Annotated in this window: 24 protein-coding genes and 2 pseudogenes; 11 read left to right on the top strand and 15 right to left on the bottom strand. The window is 38.6% G+C overall.

Annotation, left to right across the window (positions count from 1 at the left end; translation table 11 throughout):
- The 3 genes from MOB01S_RS00330 to MOB01S_RS00320 form a co-directional block, all read left to right on the top strand.
- The coding region (locus MOB01S_RS00330) for a TonB family protein (protein ID WP_157073843.1) at positions 1-478 on the top strand (478 nt) is incomplete at its 5' end.
- Between the two features lie 30 nt (positions 479-508).
- A complete protein-coding gene (locus MOB01S_RS00325) occupies positions 509-1,060 on the top strand; it encodes a MotA/TolQ/ExbB proton channel family protein (protein WP_066799902.1) in 552 nt (183 codons plus the stop codon).
- Positions 1,061-1,069: 9 nt separating this feature from the next.
- Entirely contained in the window at positions 1,070-1,471 is a 402-nt protein-coding gene (locus MOB01S_RS00320; RefSeq protein WP_066799900.1) for an ExbD/TolR family protein, read from the top strand.
- Positions 1,472-1,655: 184 nt separating this feature from the next.
- Here MOB01S_RS00320 and MOB01S_RS00315 read toward each other — a convergent pair whose 3' ends face one another.
- Both MOB01S_RS00315 and MOB01S_RS00310 read right to left on the bottom strand, forming a co-directional pair.
- Positions 1,656-2,945 (bottom strand): adenylosuccinate synthase, encoded by a 1,290-nt coding sequence (locus tag MOB01S_RS00315; protein WP_066799897.1) that lies wholly within the window; start codon positions 2,943-2,945, stop codon positions 1,656-1,658.
- 56 nt (positions 2,946-3,001) lie between these two features.
- Positions 3,002-4,207, bottom strand: coding sequence for an ATP phosphoribosyltransferase regulatory subunit (locus MOB01S_RS00310; protein WP_066799895.1), 1,206 nt, complete (start codon positions 4,205-4,207; stop codon positions 3,002-3,004).
- A 155-nt stretch (positions 4,208-4,362) separates the two neighbouring features.
- Here MOB01S_RS00310 and corA point away from each other — a divergent pair, with 155 nt between their 5' ends.
- From corA to MOB01S_RS00290, 4 genes and pseudogenes are all read left to right on the top strand, one after another.
- Positions 4,363-5,565, top strand: a complete 1,203-nt coding sequence (gene corA, locus MOB01S_RS00305) for a magnesium/cobalt transporter CorA (protein ID WP_084349551.1) — start codon at positions 4,363-4,365, stop codon at positions 5,563-5,565.
- A 59-nt stretch (positions 5,566-5,624) separates the two neighbouring features.
- The gene (locus MOB01S_RS00300; protein WP_066799893.1) at positions 5,625-5,972 is read left to right on the top strand and encodes a PilZ domain-containing protein; all 348 of its coding nucleotides are present in this window, start codon (positions 5,625-5,627) and stop codon (positions 5,970-5,972) included.
- A gap of 47 nt (positions 5,973-6,019) precedes the next feature.
- The gene (locus MOB01S_RS00295; RefSeq protein ID WP_066799891.1) at positions 6,020-6,370 is read left to right on the top strand and encodes a hypothetical protein; all 351 of its coding nucleotides are present in this window, start codon (positions 6,020-6,022) and stop codon (positions 6,368-6,370) included.
- 23 nt (positions 6,371-6,393) lie between these two features.
- Positions 6,394-6,902 (top strand): annotated as a pseudogene (locus MOB01S_RS00290) (adenine phosphoribosyltransferase).
- A gap of 50 nt (positions 6,903-6,952) precedes the next feature.
- Here the strand turns inward: MOB01S_RS00290 and MOB01S_RS00285 are convergent.
- From MOB01S_RS00285 to MOB01S_RS00270, 5 genes and pseudogenes are all read right to left on the bottom strand, one after another.
- Positions 6,953-8,440 carry a cation:proton antiporter gene (locus tag MOB01S_RS00285; RefSeq protein WP_066799885.1) on the bottom strand — a complete coding sequence of 496 codons (1,488 nt, stop codon included), beginning with the start codon at positions 8,438-8,440 and terminating at the stop codon, positions 6,953-6,955.
- 39 nt (positions 8,441-8,479) lie between these two features.
- Entirely contained in the window at positions 8,480-8,653 is a 174-nt protein-coding gene (locus MOB01S_RS12260; RefSeq protein WP_157073842.1) for a hypothetical protein, read from the bottom strand.
- Positions 8,654-8,725: 72 nt separating this feature from the next.
- Positions 8,726-10,243, bottom strand: a complete 1,518-nt coding sequence (lysS, locus tag MOB01S_RS00280; protein ID WP_066799883.1) for a lysine--tRNA ligase — start codon at positions 10,241-10,243, stop codon at positions 8,726-8,728.
- 39 nt (positions 10,244-10,282) lie between these two features.
- On the bottom strand, positions 10,283-10,795 hold the full coding sequence (locus MOB01S_RS00275) for a hypothetical protein (RefSeq protein ID WP_066799881.1): 513 nt from the start codon (positions 10,793-10,795) through the stop codon (positions 10,283-10,285).
- A 26-nt stretch (positions 10,796-10,821) separates the two neighbouring features.
- Positions 10,822-11,203, bottom strand: a pseudogene (locus tag MOB01S_RS00270) (tautomerase family protein).
- 304 nt (positions 11,204-11,507) lie between these two features.
- On the opposite strand from MOB01S_RS00270, the gene MOB01S_RS00265 reads away from it, so the two are divergent.
- Positions 11,508-12,083: a hydrolase gene (locus MOB01S_RS00265; protein ID WP_066799880.1), complete on the top strand. Its 576-nt coding sequence runs from the start codon at positions 11,508-11,510 to the stop codon at positions 12,081-12,083.
- A 133-nt stretch (positions 12,084-12,216) separates the two neighbouring features.
- Here MOB01S_RS00265 and MOB01S_RS00260 read toward each other — a convergent pair whose 3' ends face one another.
- From MOB01S_RS00260 to trmA, 6 genes are all read right to left on the bottom strand, one after another.
- The gene (locus MOB01S_RS00260; RefSeq protein ID WP_066799878.1) at positions 12,217-13,767 is read right to left on the bottom strand and encodes a phospholipase D family protein; all 1,551 of its coding nucleotides are present in this window, start codon (positions 13,765-13,767) and stop codon (positions 12,217-12,219) included.
- Between the two features lie 405 nt (positions 13,768-14,172).
- Positions 14,173-14,499, bottom strand: coding sequence for an ACP-like domain-containing protein (locus MOB01S_RS00255; protein ID WP_066799873.1), 327 nt, complete (start codon positions 14,497-14,499; stop codon positions 14,173-14,175).
- Positions 14,489-14,722 carry a DUF2798 domain-containing protein gene (locus tag MOB01S_RS00250; RefSeq protein ID WP_066799870.1) on the bottom strand — a complete coding sequence of 78 codons (234 nt, stop codon included), beginning with the start codon at positions 14,720-14,722 and terminating at the stop codon, positions 14,489-14,491. Before MOB01S_RS00250 ends, MOB01S_RS00255 begins: the two co-directional genes overlap by 11 nt.
- Positions 14,723-14,742: 20 nt before the next feature.
- Positions 14,743-15,234 carry a DUF1877 family protein gene (locus MOB01S_RS00245; protein WP_066799868.1) on the bottom strand — a complete coding sequence of 164 codons (492 nt, stop codon included), beginning with the start codon at positions 15,232-15,234 and terminating at the stop codon, positions 14,743-14,745.
- Between the two features lie 27 nt (positions 15,235-15,261).
- On the bottom strand, positions 15,262-16,341 hold the full coding sequence (gene prfA / locus MOB01S_RS00240) for a peptide chain release factor 1 (protein WP_066799867.1): 1,080 nt from the start codon (positions 16,339-16,341) through the stop codon (positions 15,262-15,264).
- A 63-nt stretch (positions 16,342-16,404) separates the two neighbouring features.
- Positions 16,405-17,553, bottom strand: a complete 1,149-nt coding sequence (gene trmA, locus MOB01S_RS00235) for a tRNA (uridine(54)-C5)-methyltransferase TrmA (RefSeq protein ID WP_066799865.1) — start codon at positions 17,551-17,553, stop codon at positions 16,405-16,407.
- Positions 17,554-17,685: 132 nt separating this feature from the next.
- Between trmA and pnuC the strand changes: the two genes are divergently transcribed.
- Genes pnuC through MOB01S_RS00220 form a run of 3 tightly spaced genes read left to right on the top strand, consistent with a single transcriptional unit; the run spans position 17,686 to position 19,536 of the window.
- Positions 17,686-18,378, top strand: a complete 693-nt coding sequence (gene pnuC, locus MOB01S_RS00230) for a nicotinamide riboside transporter PnuC (protein WP_066799917.1) — start codon at positions 17,686-17,688, stop codon at positions 18,376-18,378.
- Positions 18,350-18,898, top strand: coding sequence for an AAA family ATPase (locus MOB01S_RS00225; protein ID WP_066799862.1), 549 nt, complete (start codon positions 18,350-18,352; stop codon positions 18,896-18,898). The genes pnuC and MOB01S_RS00225 overlap by 29 nt, the downstream gene beginning before the upstream one ends.
- Before the next feature lie 8 nt (positions 18,899-18,906).
- The gene (locus MOB01S_RS00220) at positions 18,907-19,536 is read left to right on the top strand and encodes an alpha/beta hydrolase (RefSeq protein ID WP_066799859.1); all 630 of its coding nucleotides are present in this window, start codon (positions 18,907-18,909) and stop codon (positions 19,534-19,536) included.
- A gap of 70 nt (positions 19,537-19,606) precedes the next feature.
- Here the strand turns inward: MOB01S_RS00220 and recD are convergent, their stop codons facing one another.
- On the bottom strand, positions 19,607-21,658 hold the full coding sequence (gene recD / locus MOB01S_RS00215; RefSeq protein ID WP_066799857.1) for an exodeoxyribonuclease V subunit alpha: 2,052 nt from the start codon (positions 21,656-21,658) through the stop codon (positions 19,607-19,609).
- A gap of 1 nt (position 21,659) precedes the next feature.
- Positions 21,660-25,526, bottom strand: a complete 3,867-nt coding sequence (locus MOB01S_RS00210; RefSeq protein WP_066799855.1) for a UvrD-helicase domain-containing protein — start codon at positions 25,524-25,526, stop codon at positions 21,660-21,662.
- Between the last annotated feature and the right edge of the window lie 4 nt (positions 25,527-25,530).

The following is a 25,530-nucleotide window of genomic DNA, read 5'->3' as shown; positions in this document are numbered from 1 at the left end:
ACGTCTAAAAGAAGAAGCGGACGCTAAACGTCTAAAAGAAGAAGCGGACGCTAAACGTCTAAAAGAAGAAGCGGACGCTAAACGTCTAAAAGACGGTGAGGGCAGTGGCGGTCAAGGCAAACACAAGGGCAACACAAATAAAGGCAATGACAAAAGCAGTGATAAAGGCACTGGCGGTGGCGAACTCACAAAGCAAGATTTATCTGGTAGAATCTCTAATGCCAGTTGGAAGCGTCCCCCCACTCTTGATAAACTGCCTGGCTCTGAAAATATCCCAGAAGGTCGCTCACGCAGTTTTACTGCTACCATAACCATTGACGTACAAGGCAATATCACTGACGTCAAAGGGGTGAATACAGGCGACAAAGATTTTGATAGAGAGGTGGTACGTGCCATTAAGCGTGCCAAATTCCACCCCTTTAAAAACGAACAAGGGCAACTACTCTCTGGCACAGCCAAACTACCTTTAAGTTTTTAGCATTTTTATATTTTATATTTTGGAGTTTTTATGGATTTTGCACAATATTGGCAAGTTACAGACGCTGTGAGCAAAACCTTATTTCTTATCTTGATTACCCTATCACTCATTTCGTGGGTTGTGGGCATCTCTCGCATCATTTACGCCAAACAAAAGGTAGATGTTGTGGCTGATGAATTAAGCGATGCCATTTCCCAAGAAATGTCAGGGCTGTCAGGGTTAGAATTTGCCCAAAAAAAGACCGCCACCGAGCAATTTTTATTAAAACACATCGCCAATCATCGTTTTGAGTTGGAAAAAGGCTTGCCCATTTTAGGTACAACCGCCGCCATTGCTCCATTTATTGGGTTGTTTGGTACGGTCTGGGGGATTTTTCATGCCCTACACGCCATCGGTAAAAGTGGTCAAGCAGGTCTTGCACAAGTTGCCGCTCCTGTCGGTGAAGCTCTTATCATGACAGGTTTGGGACTTGGGGTGGCGATTCCTGCGGTGATTTTTTTTAACATCATCACCAGACTCAACAAAAAAGCATTGTATCTTGCCAATGATACTGCTCATCATATTTTGGCAACGGTTCGCTAAGGAGACATCATGGCTTTTGAACTTGGTGACGGTAGCTCTGAGGGCATGAATGAAATTAACCTCATTCCCCTCATTGACATCATGTTGGTATTGATGATTATTTTTTTGGTAACAGCAACGGTACTAAATCCTACCGTTCCCCTAGATTTGCCCAAAACTTCCGCCAATGTCAATGACATACCGCCAGAAGTTGTGCAAATCAGTATTGATAAAGAAGGGAAAATCTACTGGGATAAGACACCACTTAACCTAGACGAGCTTAATACTCGTTTTGCCGAAGAAGTCGCCAAAGGTAAAGACCCCCAAGTCCACCTGCGTGCCGACAAAGAAGGCAAGTACGACATGGTGGCACAAGTTTTGGCAACAGCAAGCGGTGCAGGTTTAACCAAAATCGCTTTTGTCAATGAATAAATACACCAACGGACTTAAAATATACTACGAATTGTAGGGGGTCAATTATAATTGCCCCTACTGCCAAAAAACAAATTTGTGGTAATTTTAAGATGGTTTTGGCATACATCGTCATACACTTTTACTTCTTTTTTTAAATCATAAAAAACCACCTGCGTATGCAAGTGGTTTTTTAAAGTCATTTTTAAGCATCAAATGGGTCTTTAAGTACGATTGTTTGCTCTCTATCCGCCCCTGTTGAGATAATATCCACAGGACAACCCACAAGCTCTTCAATACGTTTGATGTAGATTTTGGCATTGTTGGGCAAATCCTCAAAACGAGTAATGCCCACCGTGCTTTCGCCCCACCCTTTCAAAGTTTCGTAGATGGGTGTTACTTTCTCATAATAAGTGGCATCGTATGCTCCTTTGACCTCACCATCTGGCAAAGTGTAGTCGGTGGCAATTTTGATTTCGTCTAACCCATCAAGCACGTCAAGCTTGGTTAGGCAAATACCACTCATGGAGTTTAGTACCACCGCACGGCGAAGGGCTACAGCATCAAACCAACCACAGCGTCTGGCTCGCCCTGTGGTTGCTCCAAATTCATGCCCTACTCTACCCAAATGTTCGCCCACCTCATCAAAAAGCTCTGTTGGAAAAGGTCCTGAACCCACTCTTGTGGTATAGGCTTTAGTAATACCAAGCACATAATCAAAATACAACGGCCCTAACCCTGTACCTGTCGCCACCCCGCCTGCGGTGGTGTTTGAGCTGGTTACAAATGGGTATGTGCCATGATCAATGTCCAAAAGTGTGCCTTGTGCCCCTTCAAACATCAAATTTTCACCATTTTTACGGCGAATTTCTAACTCATCTGTAACATCAACCACCAAATCTTTGAGTTCATCTGCCCACACTTGGCATAGTTTTAGTGTAACATCATAATCAATTGGGTCAACCTTATAGTACTGGGTGAGTGCAAAATTATGATATTCTAAAATCTCGGTCAATTTATCCGCCAAATCAGCACGGAACAAATCAGCCACACGCAAGGCACGGCGAGCTACTTTATCTTCATAAGCAGGTCCAATACCACGCCCTGTTGTACCGATTTTACTATTGCCACGTTTGAGTTCACGTGCTTGATCAAGTGCCACATGATAAGGCATAATCAATGGGCAAGCAGGCGAGATACGCAAACGCTCACGCACAGGTACGCCCTTGTCAGACAAGCCTTTCATTTCTTTTAATAAAGCATCAGGAGCAAGCACCACGCCATTGCCAATAAAGCAAGTAACGCCCTCACGCAAAATTCCTGATGGAATAAGGTGTAGTACGGTTTTTTCACCGCCAACCACGAGTGTATGACCTGCGTTATGACCACCTTGATAACGTGCTACCGCAGTGGCTTTTTCGGTCAATAAATCCACGATTTTACCTTTGCCTTCATCGCCCCACTGGCTACCCAAGACAACGACATTTTTACCCATAATTTTCTCTCTTTTTGCGATTATAAAAACTTAAAAATTGATTGTGATTGGAGCGATTATTCATCACCAACCAATCTCACCGCCCATTGTCCATTATCACGATGCAAAACACCGTCAATCTGAGTAGGTTTATCATCAACAGACAAAGGCTTAATGACCACACACCCTTCATCTTGTAGGGTTTTGATTTGGATATTTAAATCATCAAGCTCATCATCGGTGGCATGCTGTATCTCATCAAAATCCACCCAAATGATTGTGTCCGTTTGTAATTCCACAAATTCCAACAAGCGATTGATGTCCATACTAAACCCTGTTGCCTCTCGTGTATCAGTTGCCCAGTAGCGACCGCCACGCACCAACGCCTGTGTCTGTGCCGTGTCATGGTGATTAAGATAAACATTAAACACAAGCCCTGTATGATAATGATAACCCGACAACTCTGTCAAATCCACACTTGCTGTCATACCGACACTTTGGGTGTGGCTGATGAAAGTGGCAATCTCATGGCACGCACGACCAATCACCTCATCTGACTTGGCAACATCTGATAATTTATTTAATAAATTGTTCGCAGAAGGCAGTTTATCTGCACCAAATGTATGCTTAGCAAGCACCAAAAAGTCTGCTCCGCCTATGATATTTTGGCAAAACTCATGTAACTCTGGCAAAGCCTTTTTATTATATAATGTCATAAGTGTCTGTACATTGTCATGACCAATACCATGTAATGCACATAGACGATTAAAAATCGCCACATGACCAACATCAACATGAAAATCCACACGACTCATGCCAATTTCGTCAAATAATGCCACAAGCAAATCAATCAGCGACAACTCAGCACAGACTTTTTGGGGTAGATTTTCTATGCCAAAAATCTCTGCCCCAAGTTGCATGGGCGTACGCAAGCCAAATAATCCAGTTGGTAGCGTTTTTACCACCTGTCCAATGTAACAATAACGGTCAATGCCCTTGCCATGTTGTGCATCAATCCTCATGATTTGTGGGGTAATGTCAGCACGTAGACCCATGGTGCGACCATTTAACTGGTCAATGAGTTTAAAGGTTTGACGTTTTAACTCATCATCAGCATGGCGATAGAGCGTATCGGTATATTCTATCAAAGGCGGTGCAACCAAACGATAACCATGTGCTGTCAAAATAAATAGCAAAGCATCACGCAAACTTTCTTGTTTTTGGGCGTGTTCAAACAATACATCTACCACGCCATCGGGCAAAAGCCATTGATTTTTTGTCATAATACAATCAACCAAAAAATTTCCCTTAGTGTATCACGAAAAGCACAAGGGGGCTAGGCTAATTATTAAAAATTTTGTTCATTGCAATTTTTTTATACGCAATCAATGTAAATTTGCTATAATGGTAATTTTAATCACCATTTAGGGGGAGTGCCATGCCAAACAAACCTGACCACGACAATCAACCCCTACACGATGAATTAGAAAATACCACCACCGACATCATAGACGAGCTTGATTTGCACGATGAGGCGGACAGTTATATCTATGGGGACGCTGACGCAAGCGATGCTGACACCTTAGAGACAATGACAGTCTATGACCCTGATGCTGACCGATTTGAGGATTTAGAAGACAATCCTGCTACTGATGAAACCATCGTTTGTTATAGTTATTCACGCAAAACAGGTGAACCCATAAACACGCTTGGTATTGATGAAGTAAGTCGCCAACTCACCAACAACAATCAATTTGTCTGGCTTGGATTATACAACCCAAGCTATGAGACCGTCAAAGAAGTCCAAGACGCTTTTGATTTGCATGAGCTGGCTTTAGAAGATGCCTTTGCTGACCATCAACGCCCCAAAGTAGAAAGTTATGGCAACGACACGATTTTTGTGGTGGTGCGTACCGCCAAACTAGAAGATAACCTAATTCGTTATGGCACAACCGCCATTTTTATGGGCAAAAATTTTATCATCAGCATTCGGCGTGGTGCGTCCAATCCTTATACTCCAGTGCGTGAACACTGCCATAGACGACCAGAAAAACTGCGTCTTGGTCCTATTTTTGTATTACACGCCATTTTAGACTTTATTGTTGATAACTATTCACCGATTACCGACCGTTTGGGCAATTATTTACGTGAACAAGAACGTAACATTTTTTCGTATGAATTTAACAAATCCACCCTACGAAATCTATATGAGCTAAAATCCCAACTGGTACATATGAGAGCGGTCATTTTTCCTGTCCAAGATGTATGTAACTTTTTTATCAACCACAAAAAAAATGAATTGGTGTCTGCCTTCCCTGCTGCTGCCAAACCCTATTTTAGGGACGTCAATGACCACCTGCTTCGCTCCATTGATGCGGTAAACGGACTCAACGAAATGCTATCAGTTGCCATGGATACCTATATGGCAATGGTTACTATGGGTCAAAACGATGTCGTTCGCCGTTTGGCTGCATGGGCAGGGATTGCTGCCGTGCCGACAGCAGTAGCAGGCATTTATGGCATGAACTTTGAATTTATGCCAGAGTTACATTGGCGATATGGGTATTTTTTAGTGGTTGGTTCGGTTTTTGTCATCTGCGTTTATTTGTATCATAAATTTAGAAAAGCAGGTTGGTTATAGCTGACATTTGACAGACAACCTGTTATAATAAATCAATTCTTCATCATAAGGATACGTCTATGGCAATGCCTGTTCGTGGTGGTATTTTGACATGTAATATCACCGACCCCCAAACTTTATATGCCAGTTATATGTCATTTGTAACACATGGTGGCATTTTTGTTCCCAGTACTCGCAAACACACCATTGGCGAAGATGTTTTTGTGGCGTTTACCCTACCTGGTTCTGCCGAGCGTTATCCGCTTAATGGCAAAGTAATTTGGGTAAATGAAAAAGGCACAAGTGCTAAACCTGCTGGTTTTGGTATGCAGTTTGGCACCGACCCAAACAGCCTAAAAATCAAAAATGAGATTGAGCGTTTGCTTGCAGGGCAGGTAGAATCAGAACGCCCTACTTTCACCATGTGATTTTACATCAACCAAAAGCACGGTTTTCTCGTGCTTTTTGAGTGTATATGATGACTGTTTTATACTATTTCATCAGTGCGTTGAGTGTGTTTTTATTGCTTGCTTGGTTAGTAATGTTCGTTTTAGCTGAGCAGTTGATTGACCATTTATCCAAAACACGCCACCTAAATCCATGTTTATTTCAAACTCGCACAAAAACCATTAACACCCTAACCAACATCTGGGGAAGCATTTCTATTTTAACACTATGTATTAGTTTGATATTACGCATCTTTTTACCTGTCCATTTTTTTAGTTTATACACTTTCATTCCTGCATTTATGGCATTTGGTATGTTACTAATTTATCTAAATCCACTATTTCAAGAATTAGCACACAATCGCCACACTAACCCATAAACTTCAACTTTTACGGTTTATTTATGAAAAATACTCACCCTTTTTGGCAAATCATTCACACCATTCCCAATTTTCCCAAACCAAACATTGATTTTTATGACATTACCCCCCTATTATGGCATATTGATGAGTTGGTAGATGCCTTGCTTGGGGCTTTGCCTAATAATTATCTAGACACCGTAGAATGCTTTGCGACCACCGAAGCTCGTGGCTTTGTCATCGGCAGTCTCCTATCGGGACGCACTGGCAAACCGCTTTTGCTCATTCGCAAAAAAGGCAAACTGCCACCACCTGTATTTAGTCAAACTTATGACCTAGAATATGGTACAGACACTTTGGAGATTAAGGCAGATTTGCCCCCTCCAAAATCCTATTGGTGGACGATGTATTGGCAACGGGCGGTACATTAAAAGCCAGCAAAAGCCTGTGCGAACAAGCAGGTCATGAGGTTTTGGGTGCATTGGTATTGATTGATTTGCCAGCACTACATGGCAACATTGGTATGCCCACTTTCCACGTCATGCATAATTAATCTTAGAAATAAAAAAAACCGTTCTATCATGAACGGTTTTTTTAAAATGGTTAAAAGCGATTGGGATCATTAAGACTAATGGGTGTTTCATGTACCGTATCATCAAATTCTGGCAACTCCTCCAATTCCTCTGGGGTTGGCTCATAAAGGCTAATGGTTTGATTGCCAAATTTGTCTTCATTTAAAACATATAATCTATCGGAGCGATTCATCACTTTGTGCATAACACGCTGATACCACCCTGCAAAACCTTGGGTGGGTTCATTGGGATTATAATAAAAGGCATTAATCACCGCAGGCAATCCAAGCCCACACACTACGCCAGATAATAATACCACAATAAAGGTATAACCAATTAACACATTGGTATAATCTGATAATTGTGGAATATTAGCAACCGCCAAAATTAGTGCCAGTGAAATACCCCCTCGCACACCGCCCCACGATAGAATTTCCAAACTGCCTTTATAAGCATTTTTGCGAACACTTGGGAATAAAGCAAAAGCAAAAAAGTTTGCCAAAAATCGTGCCAAATGCAAAATAATAAACGCAACAATACCGCCAATGACAATATGAGCATTTAAATCCAAAATAAAGAGTTCAAGTCCAATTAAGGTAAATAAAAATGAATTGATAATCCCCTCAATGGTATGCCAAAAATGATTGATTTCTTCTACATCTTTATGAGCCAAAATGGTTTGCCATTTATCACCAACCATCAATCCACCAATCACACAGGCAATTGGCGCAGAAGCGTGAGCATATAATGCCACCAAATAAGAACCAGATGCCAAAACAGCGGTGGTTAATATCAATGACTCCATTTCATTTTTGCCTTTGAGTAAATGAAGTGCCATTTTACCAAAAGCGATGCCAATAATCACCGCCACAATAATTTCAAATGCCAAATGTTCAAGTACATGCAATAAATTAAATTCACCGCCTTGTATCACTTTTAAGATGGTCATAAATACGGCAATACACATTGCATCATTAAATAACGATTCACCTTCTAATTTAATCATTAAATGATTGGGGGCTTTGATGGAGCTTAATACGCCTTTAATACCAATGGGGTCGGTTGCCCCTAAGGCACTGCCCAATAATAATAGCACAATTAATGGTACAGTATGCCCTGTAATGTATTGAAAACCAAATAATAAACCGCCAAATATAAAGGCACACAACAATAATGCCAAACTTGCCAAAATACCAATTGGTTTCCAATAAGTTTTTAAATCAGCGACTTTAAATTTAAGTGCAGATGCCGTTAAAATAAAACAAATCACCCCATTGATTAAAAAGTCATAAAAGTTAATATGCCGTACCGTTTCTTCAATGGCGTGAATATTAATATTAATAAATTGATTACCCGCCAATAGCGTTGCCGACCATTGCAATAAAAATACAAATAAGGCTGAAACAATCGGTACGCCAATGGCTTGGGGGAGATTTAAAAAGCGTTTATTAAACAAAGTGGTGCTAATAGATACTAAGCAAACCACCACAAAAATTTCTAAAAAAATAAAACTTCCCATTAAACCTTCCTTATCTCAACACAAAACAAATCAACCACTTTAGCTATTGACAATCAAATAAATCACCAATATCACCAATAACATTAAAACCAAAATACACCATTTGGTATATTTATCCCAAAGCTGGTCTAATTTTAAATAAAGCCATATTTCAAACCAGCAATGAGCAATAAAACGAAAAATGGCAACAATGCCTTTTAAAAATTCGTCCATTTTATGTCTTAAATTTAAATTTGAACAATAACCCCATTTTATAAAATAAGGTTATTGTCAAATATGACCAGCTTATTTATGTCTCATATGCGGGAATAAAATCACATCACGAATACTTGGGGCATTGGCAAATAACATTACAAGACGGTCAATACCAATGCCTTCGCCTGCGGTTGGTGGCAAGCCATATTCTAAGGCTTCAATAAAGTCGGCATCATAGTGCATTGCCTCATCATCACCTGCCTCTTTTTCGGCAACTTGCTGTTTAAAACGCTGTGCTTGGTCAATGGGGTCATTGAGTTCTGAAAAACCATTAGCAATTTCACGCCCACCAATAAACATCTCAAAACGGTCGGTAATATGAGCATTGTCATCATTACGGCGAGCCAGTGGCGATGTTTCGGCAGGATATTCGGTAATAAAAGTCGGCTGGCGTAATTTGGTTTCTACCGTTTCTTCAAACACAATGGTTTGTAATTTGCCCAAACCAAAAGACGGTTTTACCTCTTCTTTTAATTCATTTTTGACAAAATTCGCCAAAAACTCACGGTCATTGATATTCTCCAAAGTTAAATTTGGATTATATTTTAAAATCGCCTCACTCATTGGCATTTTGGCAAATGGTGCTTTAAAACTATATACTTCATCGCCATAAGGAATATCAGTTGTACCTAAAATATCCATTGCCAATGTTTCAAGCATTTTTTCAGTCAAAGCCATTAAATCTTGATAATCGGCATACGCCTGATAAAATTCAATCATTGTAAATTCAGGATTATGACGAGTAGAAACGCCTTCATTTCTAAAATTACGGTTAATTTCAAATACTCGCTCAAATCCACCTACCACAAGGCGTTTTAAATACAGCTCTGGGGCAATGCGTAAATACAAATCCATATCCAAAGCATTATGATGGGTAATAAATGGCTTAGCCGATGCACCACCTGGAATAATATGCATCATTGGTGTTTCCACTTCCATATAACGCTCATTGGTCAAAAATGCACGAATGCCAGCAACAACTTTGGAGCGAATTTCAAAAGTTTTACGAGTGTCTTCATTAACCATTAAATCTAAATAACGCTGACGATATTTGACTTCGGTGTCAGAAAGTCCGTGAAATTTATCAGGTAATGGGCGTAATGATTTGGTTAATAATTCAAATTGTTCTAAATGAATATACAAATCCCCTTTACCAGAACGCCCCAAAAAGCCCTTACCTGCGACAATATCGCCTAAGTCTAATGATTTAATTAAATCCAAAGTGTCACTATCTAAGCCTTTTCTATCCACATAAAGTTGAATACGACCTGTCATATCTTGGATAACAATAAAAGAGCCACGATTAAGCATCACTCGCCCTGCAACAGAGGCATAGACTTTATCGCTATTTTCAATGGTTTGTTTATCCACGCCTTCAAATTTATTTTGTAAATCCAAAGCATAATCTTCACGCTTAAAGGTGTTTGGATAAGCAGTTTTGCCATTTTGTTGGGCTTTTTCTTGCAAGTTTTGTAATTTGGTTAATCTTTGGGCGATTAAATCGTTTTCAGAAATTTGGGTTTCTGGGGTTTGAGATTGGTTTGACATAAATATACCTTAACTTTAAATTAAAAATTGTTTGTTATTTTAAGCATTTTTTGATTGCCAATCATCAAAAAATTGCTGTAATTGCTCAGTTTTAATTGGATTATCTACTTTTGGGCAAGTAATATTGTTATCATTTAGCCATTCTAATAACAAATGATGCTTGTATTCGGTATCATCATCGCCATTCGGCATTAAATCATAAACATTTTCAAAATCGCCATCATTGCCCCATTTGTATAAAAAATCTTCTAAACTTTCACCTAAAACTTCAACCTCACCTTCACTTCCTAATAATACCACAGGTAAAATATCATCATTAAAATGCTCTGGTCGCCAAAAACCAATCATTGAACCATCACCCAAACGAAGCCAAATGGCAAATTGATTAGCCAGCTGACTGCCGTTTTCAATCCAGTTATCGTCAAGCGTATCACTTTCAAATTCAAAATAACCCAATTGACCATAGTCAAATTGGTCAGCCCATTGCAAAAAATCTGCCAATAATTTTGGCATTGGGATTTTGTCATTAAATACAGTGTTTATGTTTGACATCGTTAGACCTTAAATAACTATTAAATTTACACATCAACACAATAATTTAATATCAGTTCATCGGCATTCTGACCACCAATACCCCAATTTTCTTTGCGGGTCTCAAAAATGGTTATCTCTACATCTTGAAATGCTATCTGACAATCGTTTAATAAATTCTGATAAATACGCTTTATAAGCGATTTTTTGGTATCCACACTTCTGCCAACAAACATAGATATTTCAATAATCAAATACTCATCACTTCTGTCATCAGGATAAATAAAATTGTCTGAATATAAAGGGGTAAATCGCTGAAATTTTTTCTCTTTTGGGTAAGCAGACTCGGTAATGAGTGCCTGATGAATGGCATTAGCATTCTTTTTTGTCAATCAGTGCTTTGTGAGCATAAATTTGTATTTGGCACATTACCAGTTCCTAAATACTAAAAAGCATAACAGTTCATTGATAATTTTTTATCATCTTAATAAGCTTTGAGCTTTGTAAATAACATCACTACCCTCATTTGTAGATATTTTAGCACTCATTCTTGCCACTCATAACCCATCTTTGAAAGCTCGTATTTTGGACATTATTCAAAATCAATGGTTGTCTATTCTAACACATTTACCCAAATTTAGATACAAAAAATCTAACTGTTCAAGTGCGCCAAAACCTGCTATGATAGGACGACATTAGGACATTGATTAATCCATCAACACAAGGAGGTCTTATGACTACCAAAACTTTTTCTGTTCCCTATCGTATCTTGCGTCAAGATGTACAGGCGCTCTTGATTGATGTGCAAGAAAAGCTAACACCGCACATCTTTGACCACGACGCCATAACGGACAAAATAGCGGTGTTAATTCAAGGCTTACAAACACTTGGTGTACCGATTATGCTAAATGAACAGTATAAAAAGGGACTTGGCGAAACCATACCTAAGCTTTATGAATTGCTGAATGAACCAAATCGCCAAAGCTTTGAAAAAACGAGCTTTTCGGTGTGCGACAACCCACCTTCTTGGGCATACATTACCGCCCAAAATCGCCGTATCGCCCTGCTGTTTGGTATTGAAACACACGTCTGTGTGTTACAGACTGCACTGGATTTGCTTGATAATGGTATTCAGCCTGTGGTTGTTGCTGATGCGGTCGGCTCACGAAATCCCTATGACAAAAAAATCGCCCTACGGCGTATGCGTCGTGCAGGAGCGGTCATTACCACCACCGAAGCGATACTCTTTGAGCTGTGCCGTGATGCCAAAGACCCAGCCTTTAAGACCATTTCAGCATTGGTAAAATAAATAAAATCACCCCAAAGTCCAGTGGTTTGGGGTGATTAACACCGATTGCATTCACAAATCAACCACAGCCAAACCCAAACAAAAATGGCTTTGTTTTGGGATTGTTATCTTGTAAGCATATTACTTAAAAAAACTACAACAGCCACTCTATCGGCAGACGACTGGCTATCCATACCTGTATGCGTCTAGAAAGCGAACTTTGAGGCTCTTTATCGCTGACAACTTCTTGGCCATCTTCTTGGCTATACCAATGTAGCTTGCCATGGTCGTCAAGCTTAACCTCATAGACATTGGCTCTGACATCTTCATGCAGCTTTTGACTGAGCACACTGGCAAGCTGTGGATTATCAATCAATAGCCCAAGCTCAGTATTGAGATTGGCTGAACGCGGGTCAAAATTAAATGACCCTACATACAAATAACGATTATCCACAGTAAAAGTCTTGGCATGCAAGCTTGCGCCTTTACCGTCATAGACACCCCGCACTTTGGCAGGCTTGACCGTTGCACTGTCTTTGAGCTCATAAAGATTGACGCCATTTTTTAACAACTCTTTGCGATATTTGGCATAGCCTGAATGCACCACTGCCACATCATTGGCTGCCAGCGTATTTGTTAATACATGGACTGATTTACCTGAGCCTGCAAGCGTACTTAGCATACGCTCTCCTTGTCTGGTGGGTACAAAATAAGGCGATACAATGATTAGCTCATCTTGGGCTTGACTCATTAATGGTGCAATGTGCTTGGCAAAGATATTGTCCTCTTGTCGTTTGCCAATGACCTTATCAGGGTGGTCGCTAATCAGTGTCGCATCCGCCCAAACAAAGGGCAAATCACCAGCCTGAAGTGCCTTCATAAATGCTGACTCAGTGAGCAAATCAATATAACCTTGAGCTTCTTGGCTTGTGCCAGACAAATCAGCCGCCTTAACATTACCAATAATACTTCTTGCTTCATAGGCAGACTTGCTGTTCCAATAACGGTCAAAATCAGAAGCCATCTCATCCACCGCCTTACCGACAACTGCCACATCAAGGTCAGCAAACATCACACCACTGGTCGCCTCAAAATATTCATCGCCAATATTGCGTCCACCCAAAATACTCACCAAACTGTCTGCAGTCAAAGACTTATTATGCATACGCCGATTTAAACGGAAAAAATCACTCAAATAGCCCAATGGGCGAAACCCTCGCTGCATATAAGGATTAAACAACCTTACCTCAATATTGTCATGGTCATCCAAAGCGGCAATGACCCCATCCATACCTGCCATCGTATGATCATCAAGCAATAGCCGTACACGCACACCACGGTCGGCCGCTGCAAGTAATCGTTGGCTTAATAGTCGCCCCGAAATATCATCATGATAAATATAATACTGTAAATCAATACTTTGGCTCGCCGTCTCAATCAGTGCAAGGCGTGCCAAAAAGGCATCACGACTATTTGCTAATGGATAAATACCACTTTTTTGTGGTTCTTTTGCCAAGGCGGGTAAAAGATGCGAAGCAATCGCACCTTGGGGATTAGGCTTGATATGCTCACTAACGGACTTTGCCCCATGGTCAGGTAGGGCCTTGTAAGTTAGTAAAGCGGTCAAAACAAGTATTAGCACAAATGCAATCAAAAAAACCGCCATACGCTTTATCCATTTTTTAGTAAAATTTAATACAGTCATTTCAAATTTCCAAACACTGACAAACAAAACAATCCTAAGCCTAACATGCATGTTATAATTTTTGCAATTTGCCAGATTGCCAAAATTCACTATTCTATCATAAAATCACACATTATAAAATCTGCACCCCAACTTATTGTGTAGGTGCGTATTAGAACCCATTGTTACAAATCCTTACAAATTCCCCCTTTACCCCCCTGCACCAACCCCAACTACGGGCAAAAAGAACTGCCTTGGGAAGATACACATTGGTGGACAACGCATGAAGCTTGTGAGGAAGAGTTTAAATGTGTATGCTTGTATCCTTTATCGCCAGATGGGGTGAAATCATTTTAATTCCCTTATAATAAATCAGCTCCCAAAATCATTTTTGAGAGCTGATTGAAATTAACATCTTAGCTTATGTTATTTTTTCTTTTTAACAACATTACAGGTTTTGTATAAAAATTCAGAATCAGGTGCCGAAATATTCACTGTAGTTTTGTTGACAGTTTTATAATCAAAGGCTTCTGTTGATAGACTAAAATTATTTTCATCACCAAACTCTGTGCTCATCTCATCACTGTTGTATAAATTAATCGGCATAAAGCGAGTTTTGCCATTTAATTCGGCTTCAGCGTAGGTGGGTAAATTCTGCTTATTATTGTAAAGTATGTTAAAAATCAGTAAAAATATCCAACCAATTTTTTCTATATTATGGCAAATGATAACATCTAAAAAATTACTTAGCAATCGTCCAATCCACCAATTTTAATACCACAGGTCTTAAAACAGCAACACAACAAAAGGCAATTGGAAAAGCAATCATATAAGCCCTAAGCACACGCATAAAATAATTACCGCCAATGCCTGTATTCACCGCAACGAGTACCGATGACATCAAAAACGCCATGATGCCAGACATATAAAATGCAAATACCACAGGGGTAAATTTAGCAGGAATAAAACCTTTCATTATATCAACAACCAAATTAATTAAAGAATGGCTATCATTATAGCATTGTTATCATCACTTGCCTTTTGATAGATATTTTTTAAATCATTAACCACCTGCAATAACCAGTGTTTATTATCCTCTTTTTCATCATCAGAGATTAGACTGGAAAATCCATAAATGCCATAGGTAGCAAAATCATCAAAATTGATGTTGTTTAGTATTTTTTCTATATCTACTTTTTGTAGTTCTTTGGCAATTTCTTGCACAGTTTTTGGTTCATTATAAAGCATTGGATAATCACCATTTTCAACCTCTTCTGGGTTTAGGCAATTTTTTGCCATAATCACATCTTCTAGTTGTGTGGCATTGATTAGGTTTATTGTTGGGTTGGATAATATAAAGGATAAAGCGTGCCAACTTTGACCCAAATCCAGCACTTCAAAATTATCCAATTCACCACTTTCACTTAATTGCCAATAATCAGAAATTTTATCCACAGGAATGGAAATTAACTCACATTGCATACTCATCTTAATTACTCCAAATAATTAAAAATGCTAATCCGCCCCCACACTCGCCATCAAATCCGCCTGATGTTCTCTTAACAAACTGTCCAATAATTCACCCAAATCGCCTTGCATAATGGCATCTAATTTATACAAAGTTAAATTGATACGGTGGTCGGTCATTCGCCCTTGTGGAAAATTATAAGTGCGGATACGCTCGGAGCGGTCGCCAGAACCAACCAAATTACGGCGAAGCTCGCTACTTGCGTCCACTTGTTTTTGTACCTTTTCGGCTTGGATTTTGGCAACCAGCATACGCATCGCTTTGTCTTTGTTGGCGTGCTGGGAGCGTTCTTGCTGGCATTCCACCACCGTGCCTGTGGGGATATGGGTAATACGGACGGCAGAGTCGGTTTTGTTGATATGCTGACCGCCCGCCCCACTGGCTCGGTAGGTGTCAATACGCAAATCGGCAGGGTTTAGCTCCACCGTGTCATCAATCTCAACCTCTGGCATTACCGCCACCGTACACGCCGAAGTATGCACTCGCCCTTGACTTTCGGTCTCTGGCACTCGTTGCACACGATGAGCCCCACTTTCAAATTTAAGTCTTCCGTACACACCTGTACCTGATACACGGCTGATAATTTCTTTATAGCCACCGTGTTCGCCCTCATTGGCGGACAAAACCTCCACCGTCCAGCCTTGCGATTGGGCGTAGCGTTCGTACATACGAAACAAATCGCCACTAAAAATCGCCGCCTCATCACCGCCTGTGCCTGCACGGATTTCCAAAAAGGCAGGCACTTTGTCATTGGGGTCTTTGGGGAGCATTGCCAAGTTTAGAGTTTCGGTCAATTCGTCAATTTTGGCTTTTGCCGTCTGGATTTCATCTTGGGCAAGCTCACGCATATCGGGGTCGGACAACAGTTCATTGGCCGTTGCAAGGTCGCTTTCAGCCCCAGTAAAGGCGTGCCAAAGAGCGACAATTTCGGATAGGTCGCTATGCTCTACCGACAAAGCACGAAACTTTTTGTTATCACTCATCGTCTCGGGGTCGGATAACAGGGCAGTCACTTCCTCAAAGCGGTCGGACATTTGGTCAAGGCGGTGGCGTAGAGAGTCTTTCATTGTCATTCTTGGGATAAATAAAGCGTTTATTTTGCCATACTTTAATCAATTTTTCCAATCTTTTTAGCGTTTGCTGAGCCAAACCCCACTTTCAATATGGTGAGTATAGGGAAATTGGTCAAACAAGGCAAATCTCTTTATTTCATGTGTTTTTGTCAGATGACATAAATTGTCAAATAAAGTATCAGGATTACAAGAGATGTAGATGATATTGTCAAAATTCACCAAAAGTTTTAAGGTGTCATTATCAATTCCTGCTCGTGGTGGATCAACAAATACCGTATTAAAGTCATAATTTTTAATATCAATATTACTTTCACTTAACCTACGAAATTCTCGCTTTCCTATATAAGCCTCGCTAAATTCCTCTGCTGATAGCCTTGCAATATCAATATTATCAATCTGATTATACTTTATTGCCCATCTGGCGGAATTAACGGAAGTTTTTGCCATTTCCGTTGCCAAAACTTTATTAAAATATTTGGATAATGGCAAGGTAAAATTGCCATTGCCACAATATAACTCCAACAAATCTTTTTTGCCATTTATCTGACTGATATTATCTGCCACATCACAGGCAAAATTGAGCATTTTTTGACAAACAAAAGCATTGGGCTGACTAAACCCACCTTCCACCTGCTGATAATAAAAATCAATCTCTTGACCTTTGATATTGACACTTATTTTTTCGGTGATAAAATCATCAGACAAAACAACTTTTTGCCCACGACTTCTACCAATGAGCTTGATGTTTAATGTATTGGCTAATTCATTGGCTAATATTTGCCATTCATCGCCTAATTTTTTATGATAAATTAAAGTAACCAGCATTTCGCCATGTAAGGTATTTAAAAAATCAATTTGAAAGAGCTTCTCTTTTAAAATGGGATTGGTTTTTAAATGATTTAATAAAACAGGCATTAAGTCATTGATGGCACGGCTTGCGATTGAAAAGTCGGTGATTTCAATGACCTTTTTGGATTTGCCATCTCGCTCAAACATGGCATAAAACATATCATCAAGCCCATTTAAACTACCATCTCTATCAGTATGCCAAACCCTAAATTCAGCACGCTGGCGAAAATAATCCATCGGTGATTCATGCACTTCTAATGCTGGTGGATTAAAAATAGCAAATTGACTGTTAATGCGTTGTATTTTTTGGTTAAGCTGAGCTTGATAGTTAGCAACTGTTAAATTTTGGGCAATCATGGCAAATCTTACAAAAATCAGGGGGTAGCCATTATAACAGAGATATTAACAATACAAAACCCAAAAAAGCACCGATTTTTGGTAAATTCATGCTACACTATGGCGACTTTGGTGATTTGTTTGGAAAAAGTCATGGATTTTATAGTACAATTGTTCTCCCAATATGAAACTTACACGCCCCTGCTCATGACCTTGGAATTCATCGCCACTTTTTGCGGGGTAGTCAGCGTCATTTTGGTGGGACGTGGCAATATTTTGGCCTATCCGATTGGGCTGATTAGTACCACATTATATGTCTATTTGCTTTGGCAATGGCAATTATTTGGTGATATGCTTATCAATGCTTATTATACTGCCATGAGTATTTATGGTTGGGTAAACTGGTCAAAACATAAAAATCATGATGTCGCCATTATTGAAACCACAACAAAAAAAGAGTGGTTTATTGGCACATGGATTGTCATTGCGACATTTATCTTTGTGGGTATTGTTTACTATTTCAAACCATTCATTAACAATAATTTTTCCTTTGACAATATCACATTAGGATTTTATAATTACGCCCTAGCTGATTATACAGATATGCTAACCACCGCCCTCTTTTTGGTTGCAATGTGGCTTATGGCAAAAAGAAAAATAGAGCACTGGATTATTTGGATTATTGCTGATGCGATAAGCATTCCTTTGTATTTTTATAAAGGAATGTTATTTACTTCTATCCAATATACTTTATTTACCATCATTGCTATTATTTCTTATTTTTCTTGGAAAAGATTGTTAAAAATTCAAAATGTCTATGATAACACCAACCAAGCAACCCACTAATATTAAAAAGATTTTAATTCTAGGTGCAGAATGTACAGGCAAATCCACCTTGGCAAAAGATTTGGCAAATACTTTTGATACTAGTTATGTCTCAGAATATATGCGACTTTATTTAGAAAAAAAACCTACTGGATATATCTGTCAGTATGATGATTTGTTGCCGATTGCTATGGGTCAAATAACGCTAGAAAATCAACTATCCAAACAAGCCAATCAATATCTATTTTGTGATACTGGCATATTTGAAATCATGGCTTACGCTTTTTGGTATTTTAAAAAATGCCCTGATGATATTATAAAATTAGTTAAAAATAGCCAGTACGATTTGGTGCTATTAACTGATGAGCAAGGCATAACATGGCAAGCTGATGGCATGAGGGATTTGCCTCATGGTCGGCACAAAATGCGAGAGCATTTTATCACACTTTTATCTGATTTTGGCTTGGATTATTATTCAATTTTTGGTAATCGTCAAGAAAGAATCCAGCAGGTAAATCAATTATTAAGAAAACTTAATTAAGGTCAAATATGAAAACATTAAAACCCACTTTATTGATAGATGCTCGCCACATTCATGAGAATGCCGTGTTGGAAGTAGATGCTCATTTTAATGACAGCGACACTCTATCTTTGATATTACACCCAAACCCAAAAGCAGGGGGTGATATGAATAATAAAGTTGTTACCACTTTATATCGTTTTTGCAAAGAAAATAATATGAATACTGTGCGTTTTAATTATCGTGGTGTTGGCAAATCCAGTGGAAATATTGAATATGGTAACGGCGAGTTTTTAGACAGTTTGTGTATATTAAACTGGGCAATTAATCAAACCAAGGCAAAAAAATTATGGCTGGCTGGTTTTTCATTTGGAGGATTTATTGCCTGTCGTGTTGCTAACGAATTAGCAACCAAAAATCTTAATATCACACTTGACAAATTAACCCTCATCGCTCCATCAATTGAAAAAAATGACCCTAGCGGTTTAGTTTTACCAAAAGATACTTTGGTGATTTATGGTGATAAAGATGAATTTGTCAGACCCAGTAGCATGAATGATTTTGTTTATGAGTTTAATTTACGTCAAAAAATCGTTAATAATGCCACGCATTTTTTTCATGGTCAACTTAACCAACTAAAAGACAGTTTAGAGATATAAACATTGACCCAATCAACCACCAAACTTTCTGCGATACTAGATAGATTGTTGTGGAAAGTTTGTAAATCATTTAACTGTCTTGATAATATTCCAATAGTATTTCAAGACCTGTTTGTCTTATGGTGGGTTTATTGATAGCATCTAATATCGCTTGAGACGTACTATAAATTTCAATAGATGTTTTGGCACGAGTAACCGCAGTATAAATAAGCTCTTTGGATAATAACCTTTCATTGGCTTTATCAAAACAAATGGCGACTTTATCAAATTCAGAACCTTGCGATTTGTGAATGGTCATGGCATAAGCAGTACTAACCACATCACCACCAAGCACACTAATATTGAATGACTTAATTTCGTTATTATCATAAAAATAAACTTGCAATTGGTTATCATGGCGACCACTTTGCAAACAAATGCCAATATCACCATTATACAATCCCAAGTCATAACGATTTTTCAAAATCATCACAGGGCGACCATGATACCAATGATAATTCGTCATATAATGATTGAGATAATTTTGTTGGTAATTTAACGCAATATGTTTATTAATCATTTCATCGCCACAAGACGACAAATGTGAAGCGGTTAAAATACGATATTGATTAAATACCGTCATAAGCTGTGCTATTGCTTTGATTTTTTCTGACTTACTCATGGCATAAAATGAGTGTTTTAGCTGTTTGGCTAAGTCAAAATATGCTTTATAAGGCGTGATTAGACCATCATAAAACCATTTGGTATTATGTGCAGAAATGTCAAAAAATTCCAACTGATTTTCTGGACAAATCAACCCCTCAAATTGCTTCCATGCTATTTGTGTTGGCTGATTAATGAGTTTTGCCAATTTGCCCACGCCAGAGCCATCATCAAATCGCTTAGATGAGATGAGTTGAGCACGCACATTCTGTAATTGAGGCAAACGACACAAATCTGCCAGCACCGCCCCAGCATCCACTGCCGACAACTGATAAGCATCGCCAAGCAAAATCAACCTTGCCCCCAACTTCACTGCTGACAATAGCCACATGGCAAGTTCCACACCAAGCATGGACGCTTCATCTACAATGATAAGCTCATAGGGTAAAGGGTTTGTGGCATGATGACGTGGTATGCCAGATTTACCAATCCCAAGCAAACGATGTATGGTCATCGGCTCTGGTAAGTGTTTGATGGATTCATCGTTGTCACCTAGACTATTTTCCAAGGCTTCTTTCATGCGTTGAGCGGCTTTGCCTGTTGGTGCAACCAGTGCCAAATTTGGGTTATCGGTCATTAAAAGTGCCTTGACCACTGATGCTACTGTAAAGGTTTTGCCCGTACCTGGTCCACCTGTGATAATACTTAGGGCACTATGGGACATAACATGAACAGCGTGCAATTGCTCTTTATTAAACTTAGGATTAACATCAATCACCAACGATGGCACAGACACACAACTAATTTGGTGTAAATATGCCAATAATTTTTGTTCGGCATAAAAGCTACGGTGCAACCAAAAATGTATCCTCCCACCCTGATAGAGATAAACAATCGGTCTATCGCTTCCCACCCCACCAAACAACACATGATGTGAAAATTCATCAACCCAACGCTCAAATGAGCATTCAAGTCTATACCTACTGTCATAATAAAACCACAAAACCCATTGTATCAACTGTTGATATAATGCTTTTTGGGCATTAGAAACAGGTGGGTGCACGACCAATTCAAACACATCCACCAAACGCTTTGGCACATCACCAATATACGCTTTGACACTTTTAAAATCATGCTGTTGATCTATGTCACAAAACAAATCTTGAAAATTTACCTGTTGATTCAAAGACTCTTGAATTATGGTTATTACAGGCATAACCAAAGCAGATTGCCACGCAGTTAAATTCAATTCACCCTGAATCATTTTATCATCGGATAAAGATAAAACTGTATGCCCCAGTTTTAACTGCTCCATAATCACAAAATAAATCAATCCAAATACCGCCTGAGATGATATGGATAATTCTGTTCTGTGAGTCAATAACTGTTTTTCATCATACCAAGATTGGTTATGTTGCAAACGATTCATGAGATAATCTTGAATACCACCACTATGAGAAAATCGCCATTCTTTTTCCATATCATACCCCTTTATCATTTAATCCAAATAGTTTATCCAATGCTAAAATCAAACTCATGGGTGGTTGCCAAGTAATTCTCCCCAATGACAAATCACGCTTATCCACACCTCGCAAAAAGATAAATTCTACTTCGCCCAAATAGCATTGTTCATTACCCACATAATCCTTAATACGCAATGATAATAAACGATGCAATGCTACTTGATAAATACAGGCTTGCAACCAATAACCAGACTGCAACATGGTATCATTAAGTGTATTTTTTTCATAATAACATAGCTCTTGACCGACAAAATTTGATTTATAATCCACGACATAAAATTTGCCATTATATTCATATACCAAATCCATCACACCATTTAAAATATCATATATTTGTTTTTTATCATCACTTTCAATCAAATAAAATTTGTCTTTGTATTGTTGCAACAAATCATTTAAACCATCAATATTAAATGACTCTGAAAGCCCCAAAGAAAAACTCATCTCTTTGATGAATGATGGTTTTTTAGCCAACTGCAACTCTAATAATGATACCCCCGATGACATGGGTGTATTCATAATAAGTTGTAACCAATCTTTTAATTGCTGATGTGCAGATGGTGTATTTTCTACCATATCATGACTGGTACGAGAAAGCATATATTGTTTAAATAAGTCTGATTTCATCGCACATTCATTAATGATATTACTGACATACTTCTCATCATTGGTATTAATTTTTTGCAAAAGTTCATGCAAAAATGTCCCAGCATCTTTACCTCGCATAAAATCACGGCGAATGTCATGAATATCGTAAGTCATGGCACTTGCATTCATATCACCCAACATCAATAATGCAGTTTCTTGTTCTTCTTGGTCGTACCAAGATTTATCCAAACGACTCATCAAACCAGATGCACTGGTACTGTGCTTGCTCTTAGTGTCAAAATCAGCAAATATCTCTTCCCATGACTGATAATCTATTTTGGTTCTTTGTGTTTTTATGGCATGATATGGCGTATCAACCCACGTACATTCATTTAGCTCAATCCAATCTATATGATTTTTTAACCTATCAGGCAGATTTAGTTTTGCATTATCTGTATTATCAAACCATAGATATAATGGACGTTCTTCTAAAACGGTTTTATTATAAGCATCTCTTGCCACCACAAATAATTGTTCGCACGCTCGTGTTAGGGCAACATAACCCAATCTTCTTAATTCATCTATTTGTTCTTTGATATATTCACTTTGTTTGCTCTTATTGGGAGAGATATATCGTACAAAATCATCGGTACTGTATGGATAAAATTCAATTTTATTTTTGTCTTTTTTACCCTTCAAAGCATCATCAAGCTCAAATACATAAACAATATTAAATTGCAAACCTTTGGATTTGTGAATGGTTAAAAGATTTACCCCAGATTCACTTGGTAAAGGTTTTCTTTCATATCTCTCTTTATCATCTGGATACATCATCATTTCATCATACCACGCCAACAAATGCAATTCGTGATGATGTTGCAAACGACTTTCACCACCGATAATCTCAATGAGTTGCCATAAATCTGCCAAATACCGCTCACCTTGTTTAGCACATTGTTGCCACAAATTAGGATATTGATTGGCAATATTTTTTAATGGATTATTTAATAACGCATAATAAAGACCACTCATCACACCATGCCGATACCAATTTTTTTTGGCTTCTTTTAAATAATTAATGATATTAATATAATCTTGTTTTCCAGATTCAATGATTTGCCATGCTTCTTGTAGATTCATATCAAAAAGCGAACATGTTAATAACCGCCCAATATGTCGGTCGGTAGGATCTATCATGGCAGTAAATAACGCATGAATATCTTTGGCGGATTGGGTGCTAAAAATACTCACACTTTGTGCGGAAATGGCAGGAATGCCTCGTTGATTTAGTGCCTGTTTAATGATGGCAAGCGTACTTTTGGTGCGTGCCAATATCGCAATATCACTTGGAACAATTTCTCTATCTACAACTTGATTGGAAATTTTATTTTTATCAGTAATTTTGTGATGATGTAGCAGATTGTTAATATGCGACACAACATAATCAATAGCGTTGTCTTTATTGGCATAATCCACATGCAAAACACTCACTGCATGATTACCCAAATAATCATCATTGTGTGATTTGTGCCATGACAAATGAGAGTTCGGCTCAGCTGCTTTAATATATTGATAATAAATACCTACACCCAAATTAGCAGGGTTTTCATGATAAGTTTTGTCATTATTTAAAAACCATTCATTAAGCGAATCAATCAAATTTTGATGAGAACGGCGATTTTCCACCAAACTTAGTGATTGGTCTAATAATGATGGTTGATTGGTAGTTTTGCCATAATTTTTGATAAAATTATAATTGGAAACATCACCACCCCGAAAATGATAAATTGCCTGCTTTGGGTCACCTACCAATAACAAAAACCCTTTAGGTGATTTTTGCTGATTACGTTCTTTTAACATAGCATCAAGATACAAATGACGCAATAAATCCGCCTGCAAACCGTTAATATCTTGGGATTCATCAATCAATGCCACAGGATATAAATGACGAATATGACGGCACAATGATTCGCTTTTTGCTAAGGCTTCATTTAACCGCACCATCTGAAACGTAAAAGTGCTTTGTTGTTCACTTTCTAATTGTTTTTTAAAATTTTGGCGAATATCTAAGGCAATACGCCGATACAACTGACGTGCATAAATATCTCCCAATGTACTAATTTTTGCAATCCATTCATTGAGCTTGATGAGTAAATGCAAGGGTAATTGTAAAAATACCTCTTTTTCTTTTTCAAAATTTTTATTAAATAAATCATTAAAATTGTCACTTGTGCATTCACCAAGCCATTTTTTTTCTTCGGTGGTGAGATTGTGGTAAAAATCTTGTCTGTCTTGGCTGATTTTTTGTATGATATTTGGCAAACAATAAAACAATTTTGTCAAAGGTTTTTTGCCATTCAAACCAAATTTTTTAGCACCATCTGGCTGACAATAGGGCAAAAACGCCGACCAATCTGTCGCCAAAATCTCACCAATAAACCCATCAAACGCCACCCATACATCATCAATACTTACCACTTCATCAATGCTTGCTTGATAAAACTGTAAAGTCGTCTGTACCACCTGCAATGCTGATGCCACATCATCAAATAGTTCTGATGAGACAAGCCTTGCCAAACGTGGCTTGGTCATCACACGATGATGTTCACGGCGTAATTCATCATGAATAAGAGATGTTAGTTGTTGCTCACTTTGCATATCGCTGATGAGTGTGGTTTTGGTATGATAACTAATCTCGCCTGCAAATTCTTTGAGCAATTTTTGGGCAAGACTGTCAAGCGTCCCCACAAACAACCTATCCAAAGTCGCAAGCAGAAGAGACAGTTGATGCACCGCCCTATCCATTGCGGACGTATCTTTATCACAAAGCAACTGCTTGACAAGATAAACATGAATAGGGTCATCACACGATGCCACGCCAGAATCTTTGGCAACCTGCACAAGCTTATCCATCACATCATCAATATGTTGTCCAAATCCTACCTCAAACCATCGTGGATAAGTCGCACGCTGGGCAATAATCCATTGTAAATACTGATAAAATTCCTGCAAACGACTTTGTAATCTTTCTTGAATCTCTTGGGCAGAATCCCGAGTAAATGTTGTGGCAATGATACGCTCTGGGGAGTATTTTTTCTCAACCAACAAACGCAATAAAATCCCCGTCAAAGTCCAAGTTTTACCTGTACCTGCGGACGCTTCAATCAAATAACCGCCATTCAAAGAACAGGCGATGGCGGGTATGGATTCGTTCATGGTGATTGGTGAAGTTGTCATGTTT

The organism is Moraxella oblonga NBRC 102422, assembly GCF_001598275.1.
Lineage (GTDB): Bacteria > Pseudomonadota > Gammaproteobacteria > Pseudomonadales > Moraxellaceae > Moraxella > Moraxella oblonga.
Note: the sequence above shows the minus strand (reverse complement) of the source record. Positions and strands in the feature narration are given on the sequence as shown.

Bases quoted from the DNA above. Each gene is read 5' to 3' on its own strand.
- trmA (WP_066799865.1), bottom strand. From the start codon at position 17,553: ATGATTGCCCAAAATTTAACAGTTGCTAACTATCAAGCTCAGCTTAAC.
- MOB01S_RS12260 (WP_157073842.1), bottom strand. From the start codon at position 8,653: ATGGACGAATTTTTAAAAGGCATTGTTGCCATTTTTCGTTTTATTGCT.
- recD (WP_066799857.1), bottom strand. From the start codon at position 21,658: ATGGAAAAAGAATGGCGATTTTCTCATAGTGGTGGTATTCAAGATTAT.
- MOB01S_RS00295 (WP_066799891.1), top strand. From the start codon at position 6,020: ATGATGACTGTTTTATACTATTTCATCAGTGCGTTGAGTGTGTTTTTA.
- MOB01S_RS00225 (WP_066799862.1), top strand. From the start codon at position 18,350: ATGATAACACCAACCAAGCAACCCACTAATATTAAAAAGATTTTAATT.
- corA (WP_084349551.1), top strand. From the start codon at position 4,363: ATGCCAAACAAACCTGACCACGACAATCAACCCCTACACGATGAATTA.
- MOB01S_RS00325 (WP_066799902.1), top strand. From the start codon at position 509: ATGGATTTTGCACAATATTGGCAAGTTACAGACGCTGTGAGCAAAACC.
- prfA (WP_066799867.1), bottom strand. From the start codon at position 16,341: ATGAAAGACTCTCTACGCCACCGCCTTGACCAAATGTCCGACCGCTTT.
- MOB01S_RS00210 (WP_066799855.1), bottom strand. From the start codon at position 25,526: ATGACAACTTCACCAATCACCATGAACGAATCCATACCCGCCATCGCC.
- MOB01S_RS00265 (WP_066799880.1), top strand. From the start codon at position 11,508: ATGACTACCAAAACTTTTTCTGTTCCCTATCGTATCTTGCGTCAAGAT.
- MOB01S_RS00315 (WP_066799897.1), bottom strand. From the start codon at position 2,945: ATGGGTAAAAATGTCGTTGTCTTGGGTAGCCAGTGGGGCGATGAAGGC.
- MOB01S_RS00310 (WP_066799895.1), bottom strand. From the start codon at position 4,207: ATGACAAAAAATCAATGGCTTTTGCCCGATGGCGTGGTAGATGTATTG.
- MOB01S_RS00300 (WP_066799893.1), top strand. From the start codon at position 5,625: ATGGCAATGCCTGTTCGTGGTGGTATTTTGACATGTAATATCACCGAC.
- pnuC (WP_066799917.1), top strand. From the start codon at position 17,686: ATGGATTTTATAGTACAATTGTTCTCCCAATATGAAACTTACACGCCC.
- MOB01S_RS00260 (WP_066799878.1), bottom strand. From the start codon at position 13,767: ATGACTGTATTAAATTTTACTAAAAAATGGATAAAGCGTATGGCGGTT.
- lysS (WP_066799883.1), bottom strand. From the start codon at position 10,243: ATGTCAAACCAATCTCAAACCCCAGAAACCCAAATTTCTGAAAACGAT.
- MOB01S_RS00320 (WP_066799900.1), top strand. From the start codon at position 1,070: ATGGCTTTTGAACTTGGTGACGGTAGCTCTGAGGGCATGAATGAAATT.
- MOB01S_RS00250 (WP_066799870.1), bottom strand. From the start codon at position 14,722: ATGAAAGGTTTTATTCCTGCTAAATTTACCCCTGTGGTATTTGCATTT.
- MOB01S_RS00275 (WP_066799881.1), bottom strand. From the start codon at position 10,795: ATGTCAAACATAAACACTGTATTTAATGACAAAATCCCAATGCCAAAA.
- MOB01S_RS00220 (WP_066799859.1), top strand. From the start codon at position 18,907: ATGAAAACATTAAAACCCACTTTATTGATAGATGCTCGCCACATTCAT.
- MOB01S_RS00245 (WP_066799868.1), bottom strand. From the start codon at position 15,234: ATGAGTATGCAATGTGAGTTAATTTCCATTCCTGTGGATAAAATTTCT.
- MOB01S_RS00285 (WP_066799885.1), bottom strand. From the start codon at position 8,440: ATGGGAAGTTTTATTTTTTTAGAAATTTTTGTGGTGGTTTGCTTAGTA.